Annotated in this window: 23 protein-coding genes and 1 rRNA gene; 9 read left to right on the top strand and 15 right to left on the bottom strand. The window is 57.3% G+C overall.

From position 1 onward, the window contains the following. Positions 1-10: 10 nt before the first annotated feature. Both D3Z90_RS02300 and tyrS read right to left on the bottom strand, forming a co-directional pair. A 16S ribosomal RNA gene (locus tag D3Z90_RS02300) occupies positions 11-1,547 on the bottom strand. A 589-nt stretch (positions 1,548-2,136) separates the two neighbouring features. Continuing rightward, complete coding sequence (gene tyrS, locus D3Z90_RS02290) at positions 2,137-3,336, bottom strand: tyrosine--tRNA ligase (protein ID WP_136474245.1); 1,200 nt, start codon at positions 3,334-3,336, stop codon at positions 2,137-2,139. 209 nt (positions 3,337-3,545) lie between these two features. Here tyrS and D3Z90_RS02280 point away from each other — a divergent pair, with 209 nt between their 5' ends. Together D3Z90_RS02280 and D3Z90_RS02275 are read left to right on the top strand one after the other, a co-directional pair. After that, positions 3,546-4,970: a peptidoglycan DD-metalloendopeptidase family protein gene (locus tag D3Z90_RS02280; protein ID WP_136474244.1), complete on the top strand. Its 1,425-nt coding sequence runs from the start codon at positions 3,546-3,548 to the stop codon at positions 4,968-4,970. 3 nt (positions 4,971-4,973) lie between these two features. Next, positions 4,974-6,065: an anhydro-N-acetylmuramic acid kinase gene (locus D3Z90_RS02275; protein ID WP_136474243.1), complete on the top strand. Its 1,092-nt coding sequence runs from the start codon at positions 4,974-4,976 to the stop codon at positions 6,063-6,065. 60 nt (positions 6,066-6,125) lie between these two features. Here the strand turns inward: D3Z90_RS02275 and erpA are convergent, their stop codons facing one another. Both erpA and argC read right to left on the bottom strand, forming a co-directional pair. Then, positions 6,126-6,476 carry an iron-sulfur cluster insertion protein ErpA gene (gene erpA, locus D3Z90_RS02270; RefSeq protein ID WP_028942121.1) on the bottom strand — a complete coding sequence of 117 codons (351 nt, stop codon included), beginning with the start codon at positions 6,474-6,476 and terminating at the stop codon, positions 6,126-6,128. A 156-nt stretch (positions 6,477-6,632) separates the two neighbouring features. Beyond that, positions 6,633-7,667 (bottom strand): N-acetyl-gamma-glutamyl-phosphate reductase, encoded by a 1,035-nt coding sequence (argC, locus tag D3Z90_RS02265; protein ID WP_136474242.1) that lies wholly within the window; start codon positions 7,665-7,667, stop codon positions 6,633-6,635. Between the two features lie 142 nt (positions 7,668-7,809). Here argC and hemJ point away from each other — a divergent pair, with 142 nt between their 5' ends. From hemJ to D3Z90_RS02235, 6 genes are all read left to right on the top strand, one after another. Next, positions 7,810-8,235, top strand: coding sequence for a protoporphyrinogen oxidase HemJ (gene hemJ / locus D3Z90_RS02260; protein WP_136474241.1), 426 nt, complete (start codon positions 7,810-7,812; stop codon positions 8,233-8,235). Positions 8,236-8,268: 33 nt separating this feature from the next. Then, complete coding sequence (locus D3Z90_RS02255; RefSeq protein WP_136474240.1) at positions 8,269-9,234, top strand: nitronate monooxygenase family protein; 966 nt, start codon at positions 8,269-8,271, stop codon at positions 9,232-9,234. Between the two features lie 36 nt (positions 9,235-9,270). Further along, positions 9,271-10,044: an SDR family oxidoreductase gene (locus D3Z90_RS02250; protein WP_136474239.1), complete on the top strand. Its 774-nt coding sequence runs from the start codon at positions 9,271-9,273 to the stop codon at positions 10,042-10,044. Between the two features lie 71 nt (positions 10,045-10,115). Then, a complete protein-coding gene (locus D3Z90_RS02245) occupies positions 10,116-10,454 on the top strand; it encodes a histidine triad nucleotide-binding protein (protein WP_136474238.1) in 339 nt (112 codons plus the stop codon). A gap of 65 nt (positions 10,455-10,519) precedes the next feature. Further along, on the top strand, positions 10,520-11,167 hold the full coding sequence (gene coq7, locus D3Z90_RS02240; RefSeq protein WP_136474237.1) for a 2-polyprenyl-3-methyl-6-methoxy-1,4-benzoquinone monooxygenase: 648 nt from the start codon (positions 10,520-10,522) through the stop codon (positions 11,165-11,167). Between the two features lie 8 nt (positions 11,168-11,175). Then, a complete protein-coding gene (locus tag D3Z90_RS02235) occupies positions 11,176-12,216 on the top strand; it encodes a DUF2157 domain-containing protein (RefSeq protein WP_136474236.1) in 1,041 nt (346 codons plus the stop codon). Between the two features lie 101 nt (positions 12,217-12,317). Here the strand turns inward: D3Z90_RS02235 and D3Z90_RS02230 are convergent, their stop codons facing one another. After that, positions 12,318-12,740 carry an OsmC family protein gene (locus D3Z90_RS02230; RefSeq protein ID WP_038616192.1) on the bottom strand — a complete coding sequence of 141 codons (423 nt, stop codon included), beginning with the start codon at positions 12,738-12,740 and terminating at the stop codon, positions 12,318-12,320. 190 nt (positions 12,741-12,930) lie between these two features. Here D3Z90_RS02230 and crp point away from each other — a divergent pair, with 190 nt between their 5' ends. Then, positions 12,931-13,575, top strand: coding sequence for a cAMP-activated global transcriptional regulator CRP (gene crp, locus D3Z90_RS02225; RefSeq protein WP_136474235.1), 645 nt, complete (start codon positions 12,931-12,933; stop codon positions 13,573-13,575). Here crp and D3Z90_RS02220 read toward each other — a convergent pair. The 10 genes from D3Z90_RS02220 to D3Z90_RS02175 form a co-directional block, all read right to left on the bottom strand. Beyond that, a complete protein-coding gene (locus D3Z90_RS02220; RefSeq protein WP_136474234.1) occupies positions 13,572-14,276 on the bottom strand; it encodes a lipoate--protein ligase family protein in 705 nt (234 codons plus the stop codon). The two genes, crp and D3Z90_RS02220, sit on opposite strands and share 4 nt — an antisense overlap. 54 nt (positions 14,277-14,330) lie before the next feature. Further along, entirely contained in the window at positions 14,331-15,167 is an 837-nt protein-coding gene (gene trpC, locus D3Z90_RS02215; RefSeq protein WP_136474233.1) for an indole-3-glycerol phosphate synthase TrpC, read from the bottom strand. Further along, the gene (trpD, locus tag D3Z90_RS02210; RefSeq protein WP_136474232.1) at positions 15,164-16,213 is read right to left on the bottom strand and encodes an anthranilate phosphoribosyltransferase; all 1,050 of its coding nucleotides are present in this window, start codon (positions 16,211-16,213) and stop codon (positions 15,164-15,166) included. Before trpD ends, trpC begins: the two co-directional genes overlap by 4 nt. A gap of 9 nt (positions 16,214-16,222) precedes the next feature. Continuing rightward, entirely contained in the window at positions 16,223-16,816 is a 594-nt protein-coding gene (locus D3Z90_RS02205) for an aminodeoxychorismate/anthranilate synthase component II (RefSeq protein WP_136474231.1), read from the bottom strand. 76 nt (positions 16,817-16,892) lie between these two features. Beyond that, complete coding sequence (trpE, locus tag D3Z90_RS02200) at positions 16,893-18,374, bottom strand: anthranilate synthase component I (RefSeq protein WP_136474230.1); 1,482 nt, start codon at positions 18,372-18,374, stop codon at positions 16,893-16,895. Positions 18,375-18,443: 69 nt separating this feature from the next. Further along, on the bottom strand, positions 18,444-19,262 hold the full coding sequence (locus tag D3Z90_RS02195) for a phosphoglycolate phosphatase (protein ID WP_136474229.1): 819 nt from the start codon (positions 19,260-19,262) through the stop codon (positions 18,444-18,446). Continuing rightward, complete coding sequence (gene rpe, locus D3Z90_RS02190; protein WP_136474228.1) at positions 19,259-19,933, bottom strand: ribulose-phosphate 3-epimerase; 675 nt, start codon at positions 19,931-19,933, stop codon at positions 19,259-19,261. Before rpe ends, D3Z90_RS02195 begins: the two co-directional genes overlap by 4 nt. A 133-nt stretch (positions 19,934-20,066) precedes the next feature. Further along, positions 20,067-20,894, bottom strand: a complete 828-nt coding sequence (locus D3Z90_RS02185) for an ABC transporter permease (RefSeq protein WP_136474227.1) — start codon at positions 20,892-20,894, stop codon at positions 20,067-20,069. An 11-nt stretch (positions 20,895-20,905) separates the two neighbouring features. Next, positions 20,906-22,153, bottom strand: a complete 1,248-nt coding sequence (locus D3Z90_RS02180) for an ABC transporter permease (RefSeq protein WP_136474226.1) — start codon at positions 22,151-22,153, stop codon at positions 20,906-20,908. 64 nt (positions 22,154-22,217) lie between these two features. Then, positions 22,218-23,252 (bottom strand): ABC transporter substrate-binding protein, encoded by a 1,035-nt coding sequence (locus D3Z90_RS02175; RefSeq protein ID WP_136474225.1) that lies wholly within the window; start codon positions 23,250-23,252, stop codon positions 22,218-22,220. Between the last annotated feature and the right edge of the window lie 2 nt (positions 23,253-23,254).

The raw sequence follows: 23,254 nt of genomic DNA, 5'->3' as shown, positions 1-23,254 counted from the left end.
TGTCGTCGATTAAGGAGGTGATCCAGCCGCAGGTTCCCCTACGGCTACCTTGTTACGACTTCACCCCAGTCATGAATCACACCGTGGTAACCGTCCCCCCGAAGGTTAGACTAGCTACTTCTGGTGCAACCCACTCCCATGGTGTGACGGGCGGTGTGTACAAGGCCCGGGAACGTATTCACCGCGACATTCTGATTCGCGATTACTAGCGATTCCGACTTCACGCAGTCGAGTTGCAGACTGCGATCCGGACTACGATCGGTTTTGTGAGATTAGCTCCACCTCGCGGCTTGGCAACCCTCTGTACCGACCATTGTAGCACGTGTGTAGCCCAGGCCGTAAGGGCCATGATGACTTGACGTCATCCCCACCTTCCTCCGGTTTGTCACCGGCAGTCTCCTTAGAGTGCCCACCATTACGTGCTGGTAACTAAGGACAAGGGTTGCGCTCGTTACGGGACTTAACCCAACATCTCACGACACGAGCTGACGACAGCCATGCAGCACCTGTCTCAATGTTCCCGAAGGCACCAATCCATCTCTGGAAAGTTCATTGGATGTCAAGGCCTGGTAAGGTTCTTCGCGTTGCTTCGAATTAAACCACATGCTCCACCGCTTGTGCGGGCCCCCGTCAATTCATTTGAGTTTTAACCTTGCGGCCGTACTCCCCAGGCGGTCAACTTAATGCGTTAGCTGCGCCACTAAAATCTCAAGGATTCCAACGGCTAGTTGACATCGTTTACGGCGTGGACTACCAGGGTATCTAATCCTGTTTGCTCCCCACGCTTTCGCACCTCAGTGTCAGTATGAGCCCAGGTGGTCGCCTTCGCCACTGGTGTTCCTTCCTATATCTACGCATTTCACCGCTACACAGGAAATTCCACCACCCTCTGCCCTACTCTAGCTCGCCAGTTTTGGATGCAGTTCCCAGGTTGAGCCCGGGGATTTCACATCCAACTTAACGAACCACCTACGCGCGCTTTACGCCCAGTAATTCCGATTAACGCTTGCACCCTCTGTATTACCGCGGCTGCTGGCACAGAGTTAGCCGGTGCTTATTCTGTCGGTAACGTCAAAACACTAACGTATTAGGTTAATGCCCTTCCTCCCAACTTAAAGTGCTTTACAATCCGAAGACCTTCTTCACACACGCGGCATGGCTGGATCAGGCTTTCGCCCATTGTCCAATATTCCCCACTGCTGCCTCCCGTAGGAGTCTGGACCGTGTCTCAGTTCCAGTGTGACTGATCATCCTCTCAGACCAGTTACGGATCGTCGCCTTGGTGAGCCATTACCTCACCAACTAGCTAATCCGACCTAGGCTCATCTGATAGCGCAAGGCCCGAAGGTCCCCTGCTTTCTCCCGTAGGACGTATGCGGTATTAGCGTTCCTTTCGAAACGTTGTCCCCCACTACCAGGCAGATTCCTAGGTATTACTCACCCGTCCGCCGCTGAATCAAGGAGCAAGCTCCCGTCATCCGCTCGACTTGCATGTGTTAGGCCTGCCGCCAGCGTTCAATCTGAGCCATGATCAAACTCTTCAGTTCAATACTGCTTGGGTTTTGAGAAAACCCTAAACTTGGCTCAGCAATCTCAAATGACTAATTCGAAGTCTTTCGACTTCTCGTGCAGTCACTTGTGATGCTGATAATCTTTTTGACTATCAGTCTGAGTCACAAGCACCCACACGAATTGCTTGATTCGATTGTTAAAGAGCGTTGGTTGAAGTCTTTCGCTTCAACCGAGGCGCGCATTCTACGCTTTCCTCAGAGTGTGTCAAGCGTTTATTTTGAAGTTTTTCAGAATTTCTCTTTCAACTTCAACCGCTTAACGCGCTGCGATCTCTCGCCAGCGGGAGGCGAATTCTACAGCGTTTCAATTCGCTGTCAACCACCTTTTTCACCGCTGCCGATCTTTCGATCGAAGCACTTCCAGCCCTACCTGAAACATCTAACTCATTGAATATCAAGGGGTTTTCAGTTCCGACTACGCCAGAAGTGGGGCGAATTATAGAGAGATCCGCAGGGGCGTCAAGGACTTATTACGACTTTGTTTCAGGAGGGGCGTTTTGGCTATAAGAGGCAAGCTGCAAGTAAAAGCACGAACACCGCGCCTCCCCTTACAGCTTGCCGCCCGTTAAATAGCCTTGAGGGTAATACGAGCGAAGGCCTTCTTGCCGGCCTGGCAAACATGGGTAGCACCCAAGGCAAATACGAAGCCACGGTCAACTACCTCGCCATCGACTCGTACGCCACCAGCAGCAAGTAGGTCGCGCGCTGCTGCCGAATTCTTGACCAGGCCTGCTTTATTAAGGACAGCAGAGATAGGCATCTCCTCGCTCCCTTGCACTTCTACTTCCGGCAGGTCTTCCGGCAGCTCGCCTTCTTTCATACGGTTGCCGGCGCCGCGATGGGCATTTGCAGCAGCCTCTTCACCATGGAAGCGCGCAACGATCTCTTCAGCCAGCTTGATCTTGATGTCGCGCGGATTCGCGCCAGCTGCAACATCCGCACGAAACGCGTCGATTTCTTCCATCGAGCGGAAGCTCAGCAATTCGAAGTAACGCCACATCAGCGTGTCGGGAATCGATACAAGCTTGCTGTACATCACCCCCGGCGCTTCCTGGATGCCTACATAATTACCCAGGGACTTGGACATCTTCTTGACGCCATCCAAGCCTTCGAGCAGCGGCATGGTCACGATATTCTGGGCTTCCTGGCCGTAGGAGCGCTGCAGCTCGCGCCCCATCAGCAGGTTGAACTTCTGATCGGTACCACCGAGCTCGACATCCGCCTTGAGCGCCACAGAGTCATAACCCTGTACCAACGGATAGAGGAACTCGTGAATAGCAATCGGCTGATTGGTGGTATAGCGCTTGTCGAAGTCATCGCGCTCAAGCATGCGCGCCACGGTGTATTGCGAAGCCAGTCGAATGAAGTCCGCAGGCGAGAGCTTGTCCATCCAGGTAGAGTTGAACGCGACCTCAGTCTTGGCCGGATCAAGAATCTTGAATACCTGCTGCTTATAGGTTTCGGCGTTATCGAGCACCTGCTCGCGCGTAAGCGGCGGGCGTGTGGCACTTTTGCCACTCGGATCACCAATCATGCCGGTGAAGTCACCGATCAGGAAGATCACCTGATGCCCCAGATCCTGGAACTGGCGCAGCTTATTAATAAGGACGGTATGCCCCAGGTGCAGGTCGGGCGCGGTAGGGTCGAAACCCGCCTTGATCCGCAGCGGCTGCCCACGCTTGAGCTTCTCGACCAATTCGGACTCGACCAATACCTCTTCCGCACCACGCTTGATCAGCGCTAGCTGCTCTTCAACCGACTTCATAACAGACCCGCAGGCTCGAATTCAAAGGGACCCAACCATACAAGATCAGCCATCAATTACAAGTTTTTGCCCCGGATGTGACCCCGTAGCCGACTGATGACGTCTGCGCGCTTGCGCTGAAAGGGTTTTGGTTATATTTTATACAGTTATTTCATCTTCATCATGTCATTCATCTTTTCCAATTCATCTATTTCAAAGTCAATTCATCTATGACCAACGAACCGCCTAAAGCGCCCCCGCTTTATCCGAAGAGCCACCTGTTGGCCGCCAGCGGCATTGCCGCCTTACTCAGTCTGGCCTTGCTGGTATTTCCATCCAGCGAGGTGGAAGCCAAGAAAACCACCCTGAACCTCGAGCTTGAAAGCCCTGCCGAGCAGCTCAAGCAGGAACAGGAAGCCCCGCTGACCCAAAGCGCCGAAGCTTCTGCCGCTTCTCCGTTTGCCCAAATCGACAACAGCAGTTCGCCTACCGAGGAAACCGCCAAAGTCGAGGCAGCTCCAGCCGCTGCATCTGCCGTCCCAGCTAAAGACGATGGTCACCGTGAGGTCACTGTAAGCCGCGGCGATACGCTTTCTACCCTGTTTGCCAAGGTCGGCTTGCCAGCCGCCACAGTTCACGAGGTACTGACCAGCAACAAGCAGGCAAAGCAGTTCAGCCAGCTTAAAAGCGGCCAAGTACTTCAGATTGAGCTGGACAAGGACGGTCAACTCGCCAGCTTGCACAGCAAGGTCAGCGATCTGGAAACCATTCGCCTGACTAAAAGCGCAAACGGTTACGCATTCAATCGCGAGGTCAGCAAACCAGTAATCCGCTCGGCCTACAGCCACGGCGTGATCAAAAGCTCGCTGTCAGCCTCCGGCCAGCGTGCGGGCCTGCCCCACAGCCTGACCATGGATATGGCGCGGATCTTCGGCTATGACATCGACTTTGCCCAGGATATTCGCCAGGGCGATGAGTTCGACGTGATCTACGAGCAGAAGATCATGAACGGCAAAGTGGTAGGCAACGGTAATATTCTTTCGGCACGCTTCACCAACCGCGGCAAGACCTACACCGCAGTCCGCTATACCAACAAGCAAGGCAACACCAATTACTACACCGCTGATGGCAATAGCATGCGCAAGGCGTTCATCCGTACTCCGGTTGATTTCGCCCGCATCAGCTCGCGTTTTTCTGCAGGTCGTAAACATCCGATCCTGAACAAGATCCGCGCGCACAAGGGTGTTGACTACGCAGCGCCACGAGGCACGCCAATCAAGGCTGCCGGTGACGGCAAGGTCCTGCTGGCAGGACGTCGCGGAGGTTATGGCAATACGGTCATCATCCAACACGGCAATCGCTATCAGACCCTCTACGGTCACATGCAGGGTTTCGCCAAGGGTGTGAAGACCGGTGGTTCTGTCAAACAGGGTCAGGTCATCGGTTATATCGGCACTACTGGCCTGTCCACGGGCCCGCATTTGCACTATGAGTTCCAGGTCAACGGCGTACACGTCGATCCGCTGGGGCAGAAGCTGCCTATGGCCGACCCGATTGCCAAAGCCGAGCGGCAGCGCTTCCTGCAGCAGAGCCAACCCCTGGTTGCTCGCATGAATCAGGAAAAAGCCACCATGCTCGCGTCCAACAAGCGCTAAACAGTGGCTCTTTATCTGGGTGTGATGTCCGGGACCAGCCTCGACGGCCTGGACATCGCCTTGATCGAGCAGGAGCATCACACCCGCCTGCTTGCGACTCACTACATCCCGATGCCCTCCAACTTGCGCCAGGATCTCCTGGCGCTGTGCAGCAGCGGTTCGGATGAAATTGCTCGCGCCGCGCTAGCAGAAGCAAAATGGGTCGAGCTAGCGGCACAGGGCATCGCTGATCTGCTCCACAGACAGAACCTTAAGGCGACTGATGTTTGCGCCATCGGCAGCCATGGCCAAACTATTCGCCATGAGCCTGCGCGTGGTTTCACGGTACAGATAGGCAACCCAGCCTTATTGGCCGAACTCACCGGAATCTGCGTTGTAAGCGACTTCAGGCGCCGCGATGTAGCGGCTGGAGGCCAAGGCGCGCCATTGGTTCCAGCGTTCCATGAGGCGCTGTTCGAGCTCCAGGGCCAGCGATTGGCCGTTTTGAATGTCGGCGGATTCAGCAACCTCAGCCTGATCGAACAGGACAAACCTGTCAGCGGTTTCGACTGTGGCCCGGGCAACGTGTTGCTCGACGCCTGGATTCAGCAGAAGCAAGGCCACAGCTATGACGCTGACGGCGCTTGGGCAGCTACCGGCCAAGTTAATGCCAACCTGCTCAATAGCCTGTTGAGCGATCCATTCTTCGCTGGCACAGGCCCGAAAAGCACCGGCAGGGAAGTGTTCAACCTACCTTGGCTGATGCAGCACCTGGTCAAACAGCCGCTGATTGCCGATGCCGATGTGCAGGCCACTCTGCTGGAAGTTACCGCTCACAGCATAGTCAGCTCGCTGCAGGCGGCACAGGAAGATACCCAGGCGCTCCTGGTCTGCGGCGGCGGCGCCCACAACGGAGCCCTGATGCGTCGCCTGGCAGCCCTTCTACCCGGCGCATTTGTCAGCAGCACAGCCGCCCACGGCGTAGATCCAGACTGGGTTGAAGCGATGGCATTCGCCTGGCTGGCTCATTGCTGCCTACAGGGTATACCGGGCAATCGCCCCAGCGTTACCGGTGCCCGTGGCCCCCGAGTACTGGGCGCCATCTACCCAGCCTGAGGCACATAGCAAAACGCCGCGCTTGTGCGCGGCGTTTGCAAGTACTCACCTAACTGGCGATCAAATCGAGAACGACGAGCCGCAACCACAGGTGGTGCTGGCGTTCGGGTTCTTGATGACGAAGCGCGAGCCTTCCAGACCTTCCTGGTAATCCACTTCGGCTCCTGCCAGGTACTGAAAACTCATTGGGTCGACCACCAGGGCAACACCTTCGCGCTCGACGATGGTGTCGTCTTCGGCGACATCTTCATCGAAAGTAAAACCATATTGAAAACCCGAGCAACCACCACCTGTCACGAACACTCGCAACTTCAGGCGATCGTTGCCTTCTTCATCGACCAGGGTCTTCACCTTGTGAGCTGCACCCTCAGTGAACTGCAAAGCTACAGGGGTGAAGGATTCTACGCTCATGCTGACTATCTCCCGGCGCTATGCCGCCATAATGCGTGATGGTGCGCATTATCCGCTTCTCCGAGAAAATCGGTCAACAATACAAAAGCTGCAAGGGGCAAGCTGCAAGCTATAAGGGGGCGGTGCAGCTCGCTACTACAGCTTGCAGCTAGAGGTTCAAGGCAGCAGGCCCGCGTGAGAAAGCCCCATGCGCTCATCCAGGCCGAAAAGGATATTGAGGTTCTGCACAGCCTGGCCCGATGCGCCTTTGACCAAATTGTCGATTACCGAAAGGACCACGACCAGGTCGCCATCCTGAGGACGGTGTACGGCGATTCGGCAAACGTTGGCACCGCGAACGCTTCGGGTTTCCGGGTGGCTGCCCGCAGGCATTACGTCGACGAACGGCTCATTGGCATAGCGCTTCTCGAAGAGCGCCTGCAGATCGACCGATCTGTCGGCAACTGTGGCGTAGAGCGTGGAGTGAATTCCGCGGATCATCGGCGTGAGATGCGGAACGAAGGTCAGGCCGACATCGCCGCCTGCAGCCCGACGCAGGCCCTGGGTAATTTCTGGCAAGTGACGGTGACCTTTGACCGCGTAGGCCTTCATGCTTTCACCTGCCTCACAGAACAGCGAACCAACCGCAGCGCCACGACCTGCACCACTGACACCTGACTTACAGTCGGCAATCAGGCGCGAGGCATCAGCGATGCCGGCCTCCAGCAGCGGAAGGAAGCCCAGCTGGGTTGCGGTCGGGTAACAGCCCGGTACGGCGATCAAACGAGCCTGGCGGATTTGTTCACGATTCACCTCAGGCAAGCCATAGACGGCATCCTTGAGCAACTCCGGCGCACCATGTGGCTGGCCGTACCATTTGGCCCACTCATCAGAGTCCTGCAGGCGAAAGTCCGCAGACAGGTCGATGACCTTGGTTCCTGCCGCCAGCAACTCGCCCGCCAGCGCATGAGCGACGCCGTGAGGGGTGGCGAAGAATACGACGTCGCAGGCCGCCAGGGTTTTCGCGTCAGGCACGCTGAACGCCAGGCCGTCGTAGTGGCCGCGCAGGTTTGGGTACATGTCGGCAACCGCCAGGCCAGCCTCGGAGCGCGAAGTGATTACCGCCACTTCTGCTTGTGGATGCTGTGCCAACAGACGCAGCAGCTCGACGCCGGTGTAACCCGTGCCGCCAACGATACCGACCTTGACCATAACGCGTGCCCCTTATCAACGAACCAACAGGAAAGCCCACGATAATAGGGGGCCGCAAACACGCCCACAACTGTTGAGATGGCCCACAAGGCGCCTAGCCTCTACTATCTGACGACCGTGAACCCTGAAGGAACTCAACACAATGCTTTTTCTCTGGATCAAAGCGCTGCATATCGTCAGCGTGGTCTGCTGGTTTGCCGGGCTGTTCTACCTACCGCGCTTGTTCGTCTACCACGCGCAAAGCCAGGACAACATCAGCCAGGAACGCTTCATGGTCATGGAGCGCAAGCTGTATCGCGGCATCATGCTTCCGTCGATGATCGCGACCCTGGTCTTCGGAATCTGGCTGATGAGCCTGACACCAGGTTTCCTCAGCCAAGGCTGGATGCACGCCAAGCTCACCCTGGTCATTCTGTTGATTGGTTACCACCACATGTGCGGCGCGCAGCTCAAGCGTTTCGCCCGTGGTGAAAACACACGCAGCCATGTGTTCTACCGTTGGTTCAACGAAGTTCCGGTCCTGATCCTGCTGGCCATCGTAATTCTGGTGGTGGTCAAACCGTTCTAATCTCAAACTTTATTCAGCCTCGGGAAACCTGCCATGTCTCTGCCTTCACAGCTCGACCAACATCTGCGTCTGCCAGTAGTGGCGGCGCCGATGTTTCTGATCTCCAACCCGCAACTGGTACTGGCCTGTTGCGCCAATGGCGTCATTGGCAGTTTTCCTGCGCTGAACCAGCGTGACAGCCATGGCTTCAAAGCCTGGCTGGAGGAGATCGAAGCGGGCCTGGCAATACTGAAGAACCCCGCACCCTATGCAGTCAATTTGATCGTGCATCAGAGCAACCCACGCCTGCAGGCGGACCTGGCGCTATGTGTGGAGCACAAGGTTCCGATCGTTATCACCAGTCTGGGTGCAGTAAAAGAGGTCGTCGATACAGTGCACAGCTATGGCGGCCTGGTGTTTCATGACGTAACTACACGGCGCCACGCTGAAAAAGCCGCTGAAGCGGGGGTCGACGGATTGATCGCCGTCGCGGCGGGCGCTGGTGGCCACGCAGGCACCTGGAGCCCGTTCGCCCTGGTGGCCGAAATTCGGCAGTTCTTCAATAAAACCCTACTGCTCGCCGGCAGCATCAATCATGGCCATGAAATACTCGCCGCCCAGTTGCTTGGCGCAGACCTGGCCTATTTGGGAACCCGATTCATTGCCACCCACGAAAGCCATGCTTCAGGTCCCTACAAAGAAATGGTGCTAGAGGCCAAGGCAGCCGATATCATCCACACCGCTGCGGTTTCCGGGGTGCCTGCCAGTTTTATGCGCCAAAGCCTGGAAAGCGCCGGCTTCGATATGGCAGCACTGCGCAGCCATACAGAAATCAAGCTCAAACCCATAGATGACGAAGCCAAGGCCTGGAAGACTGTCTGGTCTGCAGGACAAGGCGTCGGCACCATTGACGCACTTTGCTCGGTAGAACAACTGATAGCCCGCTTGGATGCCGAGTATCGTCAGGCGCAATGTTCAGCCGTAGCCCTTGGCCAGCGCTGGCCTGCTGGACGCCTGTAAACTCGACCTTTTGCCCCTTCCCGCCTGGAGAACTGCATGACCCGTTACGCCATGATCACCGGTGCTTCCAGCGGCCTAGGCCTGGCACTGGCCGAGGCGCTGGCACGTCGGGGACGCAATCTGATCCTGGTGGCCCGCCAACGCGACCCTTTGGAAAGCATTGCTATCGAGCTGACCCAACGCTTTGGTGTCGAGGTACTGTTTCGCGCCTGTGATCTAGGCGAACCTCTGCGCTTGTCGGGATTCCTTCTGGAACTTGAAGAAAGCGAGCGATACATCGATTTGCTGGTCAATTGCGCGGGCATTCGCAGCTACGGACCATTCCTGGCTCAGGAATGGGGCGACGAGCAAGACCTGATCGAGGTAAACATCCTCGCCCTGACACGCCTTTGCCACGCCTTGGGCAATGCAATGGCCGTACAAGGTGGGGGACAAATCCTCAATGTCGCATCTTTGGCAGCCTTTGCTCCCGGTCCATGGATGAGCAGCTACGCCGCAAGCAAGGCCTACGTGCTGCACTTCTCCGAAGGTCTTCGTGAAGAACTCAGGCGCACGGGTATAAAAGTCTCGGTACTGTGCCCAGGCCCAGTGCGCTCACCGTTACGTCGAGTCCCTCGCCTGGAAAAGGGCCATCGCGCCCTGAGTCCTGAAGAGGTTGCGCTGCATACCGTGCGCGCCTTGGACAAAAATCGCGCACTGATCATACCGGGTCGGCGCAACCGCTGGCTGGCATTCGCGCCGCGCCTGTTGTCGCGCTGGATCACACGCAAACTGGCCGGTGCCATCAATCAAGCCTATAGCCCACGCTGACCGCACAGGGCTGGGCGCCGACTCCCAGCCTGAGTACACTCAGGCACGACCCCTTACATGGAGCAACCGTAGTGGAAACTCTGTTCACCAAGATCATCAACCGGGAAATCCCGGCCAAGATCATCTACGAGGACGACCAGGTTCTGGCCTTCCACGATATCGCCCCGCAGGCACCCGTGCATTTTCTGGTCATTCCGAAAAAGCCGATTCGCACCCTCAACGACCTTACCGAGGACGACAAGGCGCTGGCCGGACACATTTTGTTTACCGCCCAGCGACTCGCCAAGGAACAGGGCTGCGAAGACGGCTTCCGCGTGGTCATGAACTGCAACGAGCTGGGTGGCCAGACTGTCTACCACATTCATATGCATGTGCTTGGCCAGCGCCAAATGCATTGGCCGCCGGGCTGATCCAGAACAAGAACGATCATCTCGATTGCGGTAAACTGTCGGGCACATTCTTGCGGAGGTGCCCGATGGCTACCGAACGTCACTATTCGCCGCTCGACCGCTTGTTGCTGCAGGCCGACACTGCCATGCGCACCTTGCTGCCCTTCAGCGGCCAACCATCCCGCCCGTCACCGGCAATCATCCAGCCGGACTCAAGCCTGGACGATACCCAAACCCGCCATGTCGCCGGACTGATGCGTATCAACCATACTGGCGAAGTCTGTGCACAGGCGCTGTATCAGGGCCAGGCCTTGACTGCCAAGTTGCCTCAAGTGCGCAAGGCGATGGAGCACGCTGCTGAAGAAGAGATCGACCACCTGGCCTGGTGCGAACAACGCATTCGTCAGCTTGGCAGCCATCCGAGCGTTCTCAATCCACTGTTCTATGGCATGTCATTCGGTATTGGAGCGCTGGCCGGCCTGGTCAGCGACAAAGTCAGCCTCGGTTTCGTTGCTGCCACCGAGCACCAAGTGTGCAAGCATCTAGATGAGCATCTGGAGCAAATTCCGGCCGAGGACGAAAAATCCCGGGCTATTCTTGAGCAAATGCGTGTCGACGAAGAACAGCACGCGGAGTCGGCACTGGAAGCCGGTGGTTTCCGCTTCCCTGCTCCAGTGCGTTTTGGCATGAGTCTGATGGCCAAGGTCATGACCAAGAGCACTTACCGTATCTAGGACACACTATGGCAGAACGCTTCGATGCCAAGGACCTGGCCCGCGCTGTTAGCGCAGGCGTTCTGAACCCGGGTCAGGACCAGGCCCTACTCGACTTCCTCAAGCGCCAACCTGCGACTCAGGCCAGCTTTCAACTGGCCCATGTTGCCTTCTATTTCGGCGCTTTGCTGATAATGGGCGCCATGGGCTGGCTGCTCAGCGAAGCCTGGATGCGCATCGGCGACAGCGCATTATTGTTGATTGCGCTGATCTATATCGGTGGCTTTACCTCGGCTGGCCTGCTCATGCAGCGCCGTGGTCAAATCGTCCCCGCCGGTGTACTCGGCGCAGTAGCGGTGAGCATCGTGCCGCTGGCGGTGTTTGCTGTAGAGCGCCTGACGGGCTTCTGGCCACTTGAAGACTCGCAAAGCAAGTATCACAACTACTACACCTATGTGCAGGGCGGCTGGCTGCTCATGGAGGCGGCTACGGTTGTTGCTGGCCTTTTGATGCTACGCCTGATCCCCTTCCCTTTTATCATCATGCCAATTGCCGTGGCCCTGTGGTTCATGTCGATGGATCTGAGCGAGTGGTTCTACGGTGACAGCTTCGATTGGGACCAACGGCTCACGGTATCGCTGTGGTTCGGCCTCGCTGTGCTCCTGGCCTTTCTCCTGATCGATGGACGAACCCGCCAAGACTATGCCTTTTGGGGCTACTTGGCTGGACTGCTGGCGTTCTGGTTGGGGCTGAGCATGATGGAAAGCGACAGTGAATTGAGCAAAGCGCTTTATTGCCTGATCAATCTAGGCCTGATGGCATTGGCGGTGTTGTTGCGCAGAGCGATGTTCATGGTCTTTGGCGCCATGGGCGTGGCGGCGTACCTGGGCTACCTGTCGTACGACGTATTTGCCGAGTCACTGCTGTTTCCAGTGGTATTGACCTTGATCGGGCTGGGCGTGATTGCTCTGGGCGTGTTTTACCAGAAACATCGTGAGGCGCTGAGTATTCGGCTTCGCGCGCTGATGCCTGATGGTCTGCTGCAATTGTTGCCTGCCCTGCGCCGTTGAAGACTCGATGATTGGCCTTGTCAATGGGCCTGGAGACGCGGCGGACAGCGGACAGGCCCGCTCCCACAGTGGTTGAGTTCACCTCTGGGAGCGGGAGCTTTTCAACCGAGTTCGACGATCTCGTAGCTGTGGGTGATTTCGACACCCGCTCGACCAAGCATGATCGATGCAGAGCAGTACTTCTCCGCCGAAAGCTCCACGGCACGCTTCACTTGGGCGTCCTTGAGTCCGCGGCCCTTGACCACGAAGTTCAGGTGGATCTTGGTAAAGACCTTCGGGTCTTCGCTGGCGCGCTCGGCTTCCAGGAAAGCTTCGCAGCTTTCCACTGCCTGCCGGGATTTTTTCAGAATGCTGACTACATCAAAGTTGCTGCAGCCACCGAGCCCCAGCAAGAGCATTTCCATGGGCCGCACACCTAGATTGCGACCGCCAGCCTCGGGTGGTCCGTCCATCACCACGACATGACCGCTGCCCGATTCGCCCAGAAACATGGCTTCACCTGCCCACTGGATACGCGCCTTCATCTTCCGGACTCCCTTGTTTGAAAAAAGGCTGCCAGCTTAGACCCAGAAGGGCCCGCGGAAAAGCTCAAGCATGAGAGTAAATCTGCCGATACAACAACAAGTGTCTGATAAGCTGGCGCCAAATCACTGGCGCACGCCGCCAGACTACCTATAAAAGTGCACAAGCGTCGCCTCTTACCGGGATTCAGCCATGGTTGCCTCAGCCCTTCCAGCCAAGATCAAAAACATCGATAAGTTACTCGCTCATTGTCAGCGCCGGCGCTTTGCAGCCAAAAGCAATATCATTTGCGCCGGGGACAAATCCGATACGTTGTCGTTTATCGTCAAAGGCTCGGTAACGATCCTGATCGAAGACGACGATGGCCATGAAATGATCATTGCCTACCTCAACAGTGGCGACTTCTTCGGTGAGCTGGGTTTGTTCGAGCCGGTTGGCCAGGAACAACCTCGCAGCGCCTGGGTGCGGGCAAAGAGCGAATGTGAAGTGGCCGAGATCAGCTATGAGAAATTCCGCGAGCTGGCACGTCAGGATCCCGACATCCTTTATGCCTTGGGCAGTCAAATGGCGCAGCGCCTGCGCAATACCACGCGTAAGGTGGGTGACCTGGCGTTTTTCGATGTTACTGGGCGCGTGGCCCGCTGTTTGTTGGAACTGTGTAAGCAACCCGACGCAATGACTCACCCAGATGGCATGCAGATCAAGATCACCCGCCAGGAGATCGGCCGCATCGTAGGTTGTTCAAGGGAGATGGTTGGCCGCGTACTCAAAGATCTTGAAGAACGCAGCCTGGTTCACGTCAAAGGAAAAACGATGGTGGTTTTCGGCACTCGCTAGTCGCGTGCAATACCCTCGATGACATGGGTATAGGCCTGGCCAAGACGTTCAAGCAACGGAGCATCAGGCACGACTTCGTGCAGGGCAATGTGACTGTCGGCAAGGCAGCGCTGTTCCAGCTCACAGCATTCGTTGAAGCGATTGACTGCAGCCACCATCGACTCGCGCTCGTTATCGAGCAACAAGGCTCCATGCACCAGCACCACCGGACGCTTACCACCCAGCCCCTGGCGCCAGCGCTGGGCAGTGCCAACCAACTTGCGACCGTTCAGGTTGACGTTATAGCGGCCATCGCAAAATGCGCCCTCGATCTCGCCCACCGACGCTAATCCACCCCATTCGCGCAGTACCTCACACAGGGGCAGACACAAACGTTCGTAAGCGTTCTCGATGCGACCATGATCGCCTTCACTTCGCGGAGCCACGTAGATCAGCGCGATATTGATCACGGCAGGCGATTGCGGCACGGGCTCACCGCCGGTTTCGCGCAACAGGACCGGCCATCCAGCAATCGCAAGCTCTGCGCAAGCCGCCTCAAAGCCCTCCAGGCGACTCATGCGGCGGGGCATGACCAATGCACGATCGGTTGGGCGCCAAAACAATAAACCGTAATCTGTTTCACCCTTGCACACCGCCGCCAGCAATTCCTGCTCGGCCTGCAGCCCTGCCTCGACAGTCACATCCATTATTTGATCAGTCATTGGAATAACCTTGTAGATACAAAAAAGCCGGCAATTGCCGGCTTCAAAGTTGAATCAGTCCAGTCCTGGCACCAGGTTCTGTACGGCGCGCTCGGGGAAGAACAGACGCTGCAGCTCCAGGCCAGGATGCTCGGCGCGCATGAACGCTTCACCGACCAGGAACGAGTACACCTCGTTGATTTCCATTAACTCGACATCCGCGCGATTGAGGATACCGCTCTCGGTAATGGCCAGACGGTCGCGAGGAATTCGCGGCAGCAGGTCAAGCGTGGTTTCCAGACTGACCTCAAAAGTATGCAGGTTACGGTTGTTTACGCCGACCAGCGGCGTGTCGAGGGTTTTCAATGCCCGCTCCAGCTCATCGCCATCATGGACTTCGACCAGTACATCCAGACCGACACTTTTCGCAGTCGCGGCCAGCTCGGCCATCTTCACATCATCGAGCGCCGAAACGATCAACAATACACAATCTGCGCCCAGGGCACGTGCTTCAACGATCTGGTAAGGATCGACCATGAAGTCCTTGCGGATCACGGGTAACTTGCAAGCTGCACGGGCCTGCTGCAGGTAAACGTCGGCACCCTGGAAGTAGTCGATGTCTGTCAGCACCGACAGGCAGGTCGCACCGCCCTTCTCATAACTGACTGCGATGTCCGCGGGCACGAAGTTCTCACGAATGACACCCTTGCTCGGAGAGGCCTTCTTGATCTCGGCGATGACTGCCGGCTGCTTGCGCTTGGCCTGTTCGATCAGCGCATTGGCAAAGCCGCGCGGTGCATCCGCAGCGGCGGCAAGACGCTCGAGCTCGGCCAGGCTGACTCGCGCACTTCGCTCAGCGACTTCCTGAACTTTGCGCGCCAGGATGTTTTCCAGAACCGTCGGTACACTCATCCTTCATTCTCCAGCTTGAATACGGCGGTGAAAGCGCCCAGTTCTTCGAGTTTTTCCCGAGCAAGCCCAGTATGCAGTGCGTCATGGGCCAACTCGACACCTTGCTTGAGACTCATGGCATGGTCTGCGGCATAAAGCGCGGCGCCGGCATTGAGCACGATCATTTCCGCAGCCTTCTGCCCGTTCTCGGTCTTGCGGCGCCCCAAGGCATCGCGAATCAATTCCAGGGATTTCTCCGGGCTTTCCACTGCCAGGCCATGCAAACTTTGGCTTTTCATACCAAGATCTTCGGGCTCTACCCAATACTCGGTAATTTGATCATTCCTGAGTTCGGCAACGAAAGTCGGGGCTGCCAGGCTGAATTCGTCCAGGCCGTCCTTGGAGTGCACCACCAAGACATGCTTGCTACCTAGACGCTGCAACACTTCGGCCAGCGGCCGGCACAAGGCCTGGGTAAATACGCCGACCACCTGATGCTTCACACCGGCCGGATTCGTAAGCGGGCCAAGCATGTTGAAAAGCGTGCGCAGGCCAAGGTCTCGACGCGGCGCAGCGGCATATTTCATTGCTTTGTGGTGGGTCTGGGCAAACATGAACCCGATACCAACGCTGTCGATACAACGTGCAACCTGCACGGGCGTCAGGTTCAAGTAAATACCAGCCGCCTCAAGCAGGTCAGCGCTGCCGCTCTTTCCCGAAACAGCGCGGTTACCATGCTTGGCCACCGTGCAGCCGGAAGCGGCAACAACAAAAGCTGAAGCTGTAGATACGTTGAAGATGTTCGCACCGTCACCACCAGTACCAACAACATCAACCACCTGGTCGAGCGTGTTGAGTTCAACCTTGTCAGCCAGTTCCCGCATTACCGAGACCGCGCCAACGATTTCGTCGATGCTTTCGCTTTTCATGCGCATGCCCATCATGAACGCACCGATCTGCGCTTCACTGCACTGGCCGGTCATGATTTCGCGCATTACATCGCGCATCTCTTCGGTGCTCAAATCCAGATGACCGACAATACGGCCAAGGGCGCTCTTGATATCCATGATCGTTCCTTAGCGGTGGCCGCCGGTCTGTTTGAGGAAGTTGGCGAACAGCTCGTGGCCCTGCTCGGTAAGAATCGACTCAGGGTGAAACTGCACCCCTTCTATATTCAGTGTCTTGTGTCGCAAGCCCATGATCTCGTCGACCGAGCCATCTTCCAGCGCAGTCCAGGCGGTAAGCTCAAGGCACTCGGGCAGGGTTTCGCGCTTGACCACCAATGAATGGTAGCGAGTTACAGTCAACGGATTATTCAGGCCTGCAAATACGCCCAGATCCTTGTGAAAAACTGGGCTGGTCTTGCCGTGCATTACCTGGCGGGCACGCACTACGTCGCCGCCAAAGGCCTGGCCGATTGACTGGTGACCCAGGCATACGCCAAGAATCGGCAGTTTGCCTGCAAAGTGCAGAATGGCGTCGATGGAGACACCGGCTTCGGTCGGCGTGCACGGGCCCGGGGAAACCACTATGCGCTCGGGGTTCAGGGCTTCGATTTGAGCAATGGTCAATTCATCATTGCGAATGACTTTGACCTCTGCACCCAACTCGCCAAGGTACTGCACGACGTTGTAGGTGAAGGAGTCATAGTTGTCGATCATCAGTAGCATCTGGGTTCAACCTCTGGAATCAATTTCGCCGGGTGTACAGGCGCTAGGCGGCGCGCTTGGGGCGCCGCGATTTTGATTAGCTGCGTGGCGTCTGTTCCGCCAGCGCTACGGCCCGGAACATCGCCCGGCGCTTGTTGATGGTCTCTTCCCATTCCAGTGCAGGTACCGAGTCGGCAACAATGCCGCCGCCGGCCTGTACATGCAGCTCGCCATCCTTGATGACCGCAGTGCGAATCGCGATTGCTGTGTCCATATTGCCATTCCAGGCGAAGTAACCGACCGCACCGCCGTACACACCGCGTTTGACCGGTTCAAGTTCATCGATGATTTCCATCGCGCGAATCTTTGGCGCCCCGGACAAGGTGCCCGCAGGCAAGATTGCGCGCAGCGCATCCATGGCGCTGAGGCCTTCCTTCAGTTCACCGGTAACGTTGGAAACGATGTGCATAACGTTGGAATAACGCTCGATCACCATCTTCTCGGTGACCTTCACGGTGCCGGTGGTGGACACGCGACCAGCATCATTGCGGCCCAGGTCAATCAGCATCAGGTGCTCGGCGATTTCCTTGTCGTCCGACAACAAGTCTTCTTCAAGCGCCCGATCTGCCTCTTCAGTTGCACCACGTGGGCGAGTGCCTGCGATGGGACGAACAGTAACGAGGTTGTCTTCGACCCTTACCAACACTTCAGGTGAACTGCCGACGACATGGAAGTCGCCAAAGTTGAAGAAGTACATATAGGGTGTCGGGTTGAAACAACGCAGAGCGCGATAGAGATCAATCGGCGCTGCCTTGAAGTCGATAGACATCCGTTGAGAGGGCACGACCTGCATGCAATCGCCCGCCAGGATGTATTCCTTGATGGTATCGACTGCACGCTCATAGTCGTTCTGGGTAAAACTGGAGCGGAACGTCGGCTCAGCCGCTTGCGGACCACCCAGCTCCAGGCCGCGACGCGGAGTAATCGGCTGACGCAGTTGTTCAAGCAAGCCTTCCAAACGCTGCAGGCCGCTTTCGTAAGCCTGTTCCTGGGCTGGGTCGACCAGCACAATGGCGTGCATCTTGCCCGCCAGGTTATCGAACACCACGACGGCGTCGGAAACCATCAGCAAAATGTCTGGAACACCCAGCGGGTCAGGATTCGGGCACTTGCCCAGACGCTTCTCTACGTAGCGTACACAGTCATAGCCGAAGTAACCCACCAGGCCACCGTTGAAGCGCGGCAAACCGGCAATGGTCGGTACGTTGTAGCGTTCCTTGAAGGCCTCGACAAAGGCCAACGGATCGTCCACGTCGTGACGCTCGATCTCTACGCCATCATGGGTGATTCGTACTTGATGGTCATGCACGCGCAAGACTGTGCGGCAGGGCAAGCCAATAATCGAGTAACGCCCCCACTTCTCACCGCCCTGCACAGACTCGAGCAGGTAGGAGTTAGGTTGATCAGCCAGTTTCAGGTAGATCGACAGCGGCGTGTCGAAATCGGCCAGCGTCTCGCAGGCCAGAGGAATACGGTTGTAGCCGGCAGCAGCCAGGCGCAGGAACTCTTCGCGGGTCATGATAGCCTCGTGGCAAACAGCAAATGGGTCAGACAGGCAAACAGGCCGACATGGGTCGGCAGGGAACAGTCAGGCGCGCCAACGCCAACGGGCCAAGGCCTTGATGACTTTCATCCAGAGTTTGCTGGTAACCGCCACGATGGAATCTCTATCTTTGGGGGAATGAACGTCCGTCAACGTTATCCCAGTGGCCGCATCTAAGCAACCAGGCAACAGCGCGCGCAGGTCATCAATAACCAGGCAAGGAGCTTCATCGCTGATCGGGCGCCCATGGTTGTAACCATAGGTCAGACCTACGCACTTGACTCCAGCGGCCTTGGCCGCCAATACATCGCTGCGCGAGTCACCGACAAACAAAGCTTGCTCGGCGGACACGCCGGCCATTTTCATGACAAACAGCAAGGCTGCCGGGTCAGGCTTTTTCTGTGGCAGGGTGTCGCCACCGATGATCCAGCGAAAGTAACGGCCAATCTTCATTTGATCGAGCAACGGCGCAACGAAGCGCTCCGGCTTGTTGGTAATCAGGGCCATTTCCACGCCCTGCTTATGCAGCCATTTGAGCGTGTCCCTCACCCCGGGATAAACCACCGTCAGTTCGTGATTGTCAGCATAGGCCTGCATGAACAGCTCCAGGCCTTTCTCTGCTTCGTCCTCATCGACGGCGGTATCGTCCAGGCCACCCGCCAGGGCCCGACGCACAAGCACTGGGGCACCGTTTCCAACCCAGTGGCGCACGGCCTCCAGGCCTGCGGGCTTACGCCCCATTTCGAGCAGCATTCGATCCACCGCCGCAGCCAGATCTGGAACCGAATCGATCAGGGTACCGTCCAGATCGAACATGACCAGCCTGGGCAGCGCCCCGGGGAAAAGCTGCTCGAAGCCACTCATGGGCGAGCCAGGGCCAGTTCGGCACGCATTTTGGCGATAACCTCCTGGTAGTCCGGCGTATTGAAGATCGCCGAGCCGGCAACGAAGGTATCGGCACCAGCAGCAGCGATTTCGCGAATGTTGTTCACATTCACTCCGCCGTCGATCTCGAGGCGGATATCGCGGCCGCTGGCGTCGATCAGCGCACGGGCTTCGCGCAGCTTGTCGAGGGTGCCGGGAATGAACTTCTGACCGCCAAAGCCTGGGTTGACGCTCATCAACAGGATCATGTCGACCTTGTCCATCACGTACTTGAGGGAGTCGAGCGGGGTTGCCGGATTGAACACCAGACCAGCCTTGCAACCGCCGTCACGAATCAACTGTAGTGAACGATCGATGTGCAGGGTAGCTTCCGGATGGAAGGTAATGAAACTGGCACCTGCGTCGATGAAATCGCCGATGATACGGTCGACCGGGCTGACCATCAGGTGCACGTCGATCGGCGCGCTAACCCCGTACTTGCGCAGTGCGGTGCAGACCATAGGGCCGATGGTCAGGTTGGGAACGTAGTGGTTGTCCATCACATCGAAGTGAACAATGTCGGCACCAGCGGCCAGCACATTGTCGACTTCCTCACCCAGGCGGGCGAAATCGGCAGAAAGAATGGAGGGGGCAATAGCGTAGGGCTGCATGGCGCACCTGTTGGGCAGAATCACGGTGGCGCGCATTGTACCTCAGGGAAACGGTCACCGGCTGACCGGTATCAAACCGTACGACAGATGCAGCCCACTCCCACAACGGGAGCGGGCTTGCGACGCGATACCGTCAACCGGGCTGCTGAGTACGCAGTTTTTCACTACGCCCACGCAGCCATTCGAGGGTCAGCAGCAGCAGCACCGAAAATGCGATCAACAGGGTTGCCGCCGCGGCGATGGTCGGACTGAGGTTCTCGCGAATGCCGCTGAACATCTGCCGAGGCAAGGTCGCCTGTTCAGGGCCGGCCAGGAACAGCGTCACAACCACTTCATCGAACGAGGTGGCAAAAGCGAACAAGGCGCCAGAGATCACCCCAGGAGCAATCAACGGCAAAGTTACGCGGCGAAAAGTGGTAACGGGGGAAGCGCCGAGGCTGGCTGCCGCACGCACAAGGTTGTAGTTGAAGCCCTGCAACGTCGCCGAAACGGTGATGATGACAAACGGTACACCCAGTACCGCATGCACCAGAATCAGCGAAATGAAGCTGTTACCCAGGCCCAGCGGAGCAAAGAACAGATAGCTGGCCACGCCGATAATCACCACAGGCACCACCATCGGGGAAATGACCAGCGCCATGATCAGCGGTTTGCCGGGGAAATCGCCCCGGGTCAGGCCGATCGAAGCCAGGGTACCGAAGATCATCGCCAGCACGGTCGCCGCCGGGGCGACGATAATGCTGTTCTTCAGGGCCCGCATCCACTCGGCCGAGGCGAAGAAGTCGTGGTACCACTGCAGGGAAAAGCCCTGCAGTGGATAGACCAGGAAGCTGCCAGAGTTGAAAGACAGCGGAATGATCACCAGAACCGGCAACACCAGGAACAACAGGATCAGCCCGCAAAGGATGCGCAAGCTGTAGAACCAGACCCGCTCGACGGGCGACATGTAAGGACTCAGCATGACAACGCTCCTCAGCTCAGACGCAGACGGCTGGCGCCGACCAGCCAGCTATAGATCAGGTACAGAATGACGGTGGCGAGCAGCAACAGGCCACCCAGCGCGGTAGCCATGCCCCAGTTGATGCTGGTGTTGGTATAGAACGCCACGAAGTAGCTGACCATCTGGTCATTCGGACTGCCGAGCAACGCCGGGGTGATGTAGTAGCCGATGGCCAGGATGAACACCAGCAGACAGCCCGCACCTACGCCGGCGTAGGTCTGCGGGAAGTACACCCGCCAGAAGCTGGTGAAGGGGTGGCATCCCAGGGAGATTGCTGCACGCATGTACGTGGGTGAGATCCCTTTCATTACGCTGTAGATCGGCAGAATCATGAAAGGCAGCAGAATGTGAACCATGGAGATGTACACACCGGTGCGGTTGAACACCAGTTCCAGTGGTTTGTCGATGATACCCAGAGCCATCAATGCACTATTGATAAGACCGCCCGACTGCAGCAGCACAATCCAGGCCGCAACCCGCACAAGGATCGATGTCCAGAACGGCAGCAGCACCAGAATCATCAACAAGTTGCTTTGCCGAGTCGGCAGGTTGGCGAGCAAGTACGCCAGCGGATAGGCCAACACCAGGCAGATTGCGGTGATAACGAAGCCCATCCACAGAGTCCGGGTGAAAATATCCAGGTAGATGGACTGGTCCGGCGTAGCCTTGGCCAACTCGCCGAGGTCGTCGATGCGGTGGTCCACCGCCGCCAGCAGATAGAACGGTGTGACGCTACTGGTGTTACGGCGAATAGCCTGCCAATAGGCCGGATCCCCCCAACGCTCATCCAACTCCTGCAGCGCTTCTTTATAGGAAGCCGGCTCGGTCTTGAACGGCAAGGCGCGGGCGGTTTTCGCCAGCAGGCTGCGATAGCCGGCGAGCTCCATGTTAAGACGTTTGGACGTATCGCCAAGGGTCTGGTTCTTGCGCGCCTGCCCCAGGTCTTCACTCAATGCCTTGTACACCGACTCACCTGGCAGCCCTTTGCCGTCCCACTGCTCAACGGCTGCAACGGTCTGCGGCAAGCCAGTGACAACTTCCGGGTTGCCGACGCTTTTGTAGAGCAGCGCGGCGATGGGCACCAGAAAAATCAGCAGCAGGAACAGCGCCAGCGGTGCGATCAGGGCTTGCGCCTTCCAGCGGTTGACCCGCTCGGCACGCGCCAGACGCTGCTTGAGGGTGGAACCGGCGCCTTCATTCAGGGGCACTGCGATGGCCATAGCGAACTCCGAAATCTTGAGAACAGGAAGCGCCGGCAACAGGCCGACGCTTCATCAGCCGACCTTACTTGGCAGCCCAGGCGTTGAAGCGTTGTTCCAGCTGCTCACTGTTGTCAGCCCAGAAGGCGACATCGATCTGCACCTGGTTGGCGATGTTTTCCGGGGTGGTCGGCATGTCTTTCTTGACCTCGTCGGAGAGCAGGCTCACCGCTTTGGAGTTGGCCGGACCGTAGGCAATGTTTTGCGAGTAGGTCTTCTGTTGCTCAGGGTTGACCGAGAAGGCGATGAATTTCTTCGCGTCTTCAGCGTTCTTCGCACCTTTTGGAATGGCCCAGGCATCAAAGTCGTAGATGCCACCGTTCCACACCACTTTCAGGTTGCTTTCTTTCTGCACGGCGGCGATCCGGCCGTTATAGGCCGAGCTCATGACCACATCACCCGAGGCTAGATACTGAGGCGGTTGCGCCCCTGCTTCCCACCACTGGATGCTGGGCTTGAGTTCATCGAGTTTCTTGAAAGCGCGGTCCTGGCCTTCTTTGGTACCGAGCACCTTGTAGACATCCTTTGGCGCAACGCCGTCAGCCATCAAGGCAAACTCCAACGTGTACTTGGCGCCCTTGCGCAGCCCACGCTTACCTGGGAACTGCTTGGTGTCCCAGAAATCGGCCCAACTGGTCGGAGCGGTTTTCAGTTTGTCAGCGTTGTAGGCCATGACGGTGGACCAAACGAAGAAGCCGACGCCACAGGGCTGAATCGCACCAGGAACATAATCTGCCTCGTCACCGAACAGCGCCGGATCGAGCTCTTCGAACATCCCTTCATCGCAACCGCGGGCCAACTCTGGAGACTCGACTTCAACCAGGTTCCAGGACACGCTCTTGGTATCGACCATGGCTTTGATCTTGGCCATTTCACCGTTGTATTCGCCAGCAACGATCTTGCCGTTGCCCGCCTTTTCCCACGGCTCGTAAAATGCCTTGGTCTGGGCGGCCTTGTTGGCGCCGCCGAAAGAGATCACGGTCAGATCAGCCGCTGCCATGGCCTGGCCCGCTGCAAACAGCCCCAGCGTCAGAGCGGTCAACTTCAAGTGTTTGAGCATTA

Origin of the sequence: Pseudomonas sp. DG56-2, from assembly GCF_004803755.1 — a bacterium.
GTDB classification, from domain to species: Bacteria; Pseudomonadota; Gammaproteobacteria; order Pseudomonadales; family Pseudomonadaceae; genus Aquipseudomonas; species Aquipseudomonas auratipiscis.
Note: the sequence above shows the minus strand (reverse complement) of the source record. Positions and strands in the feature narration are given on the sequence as shown.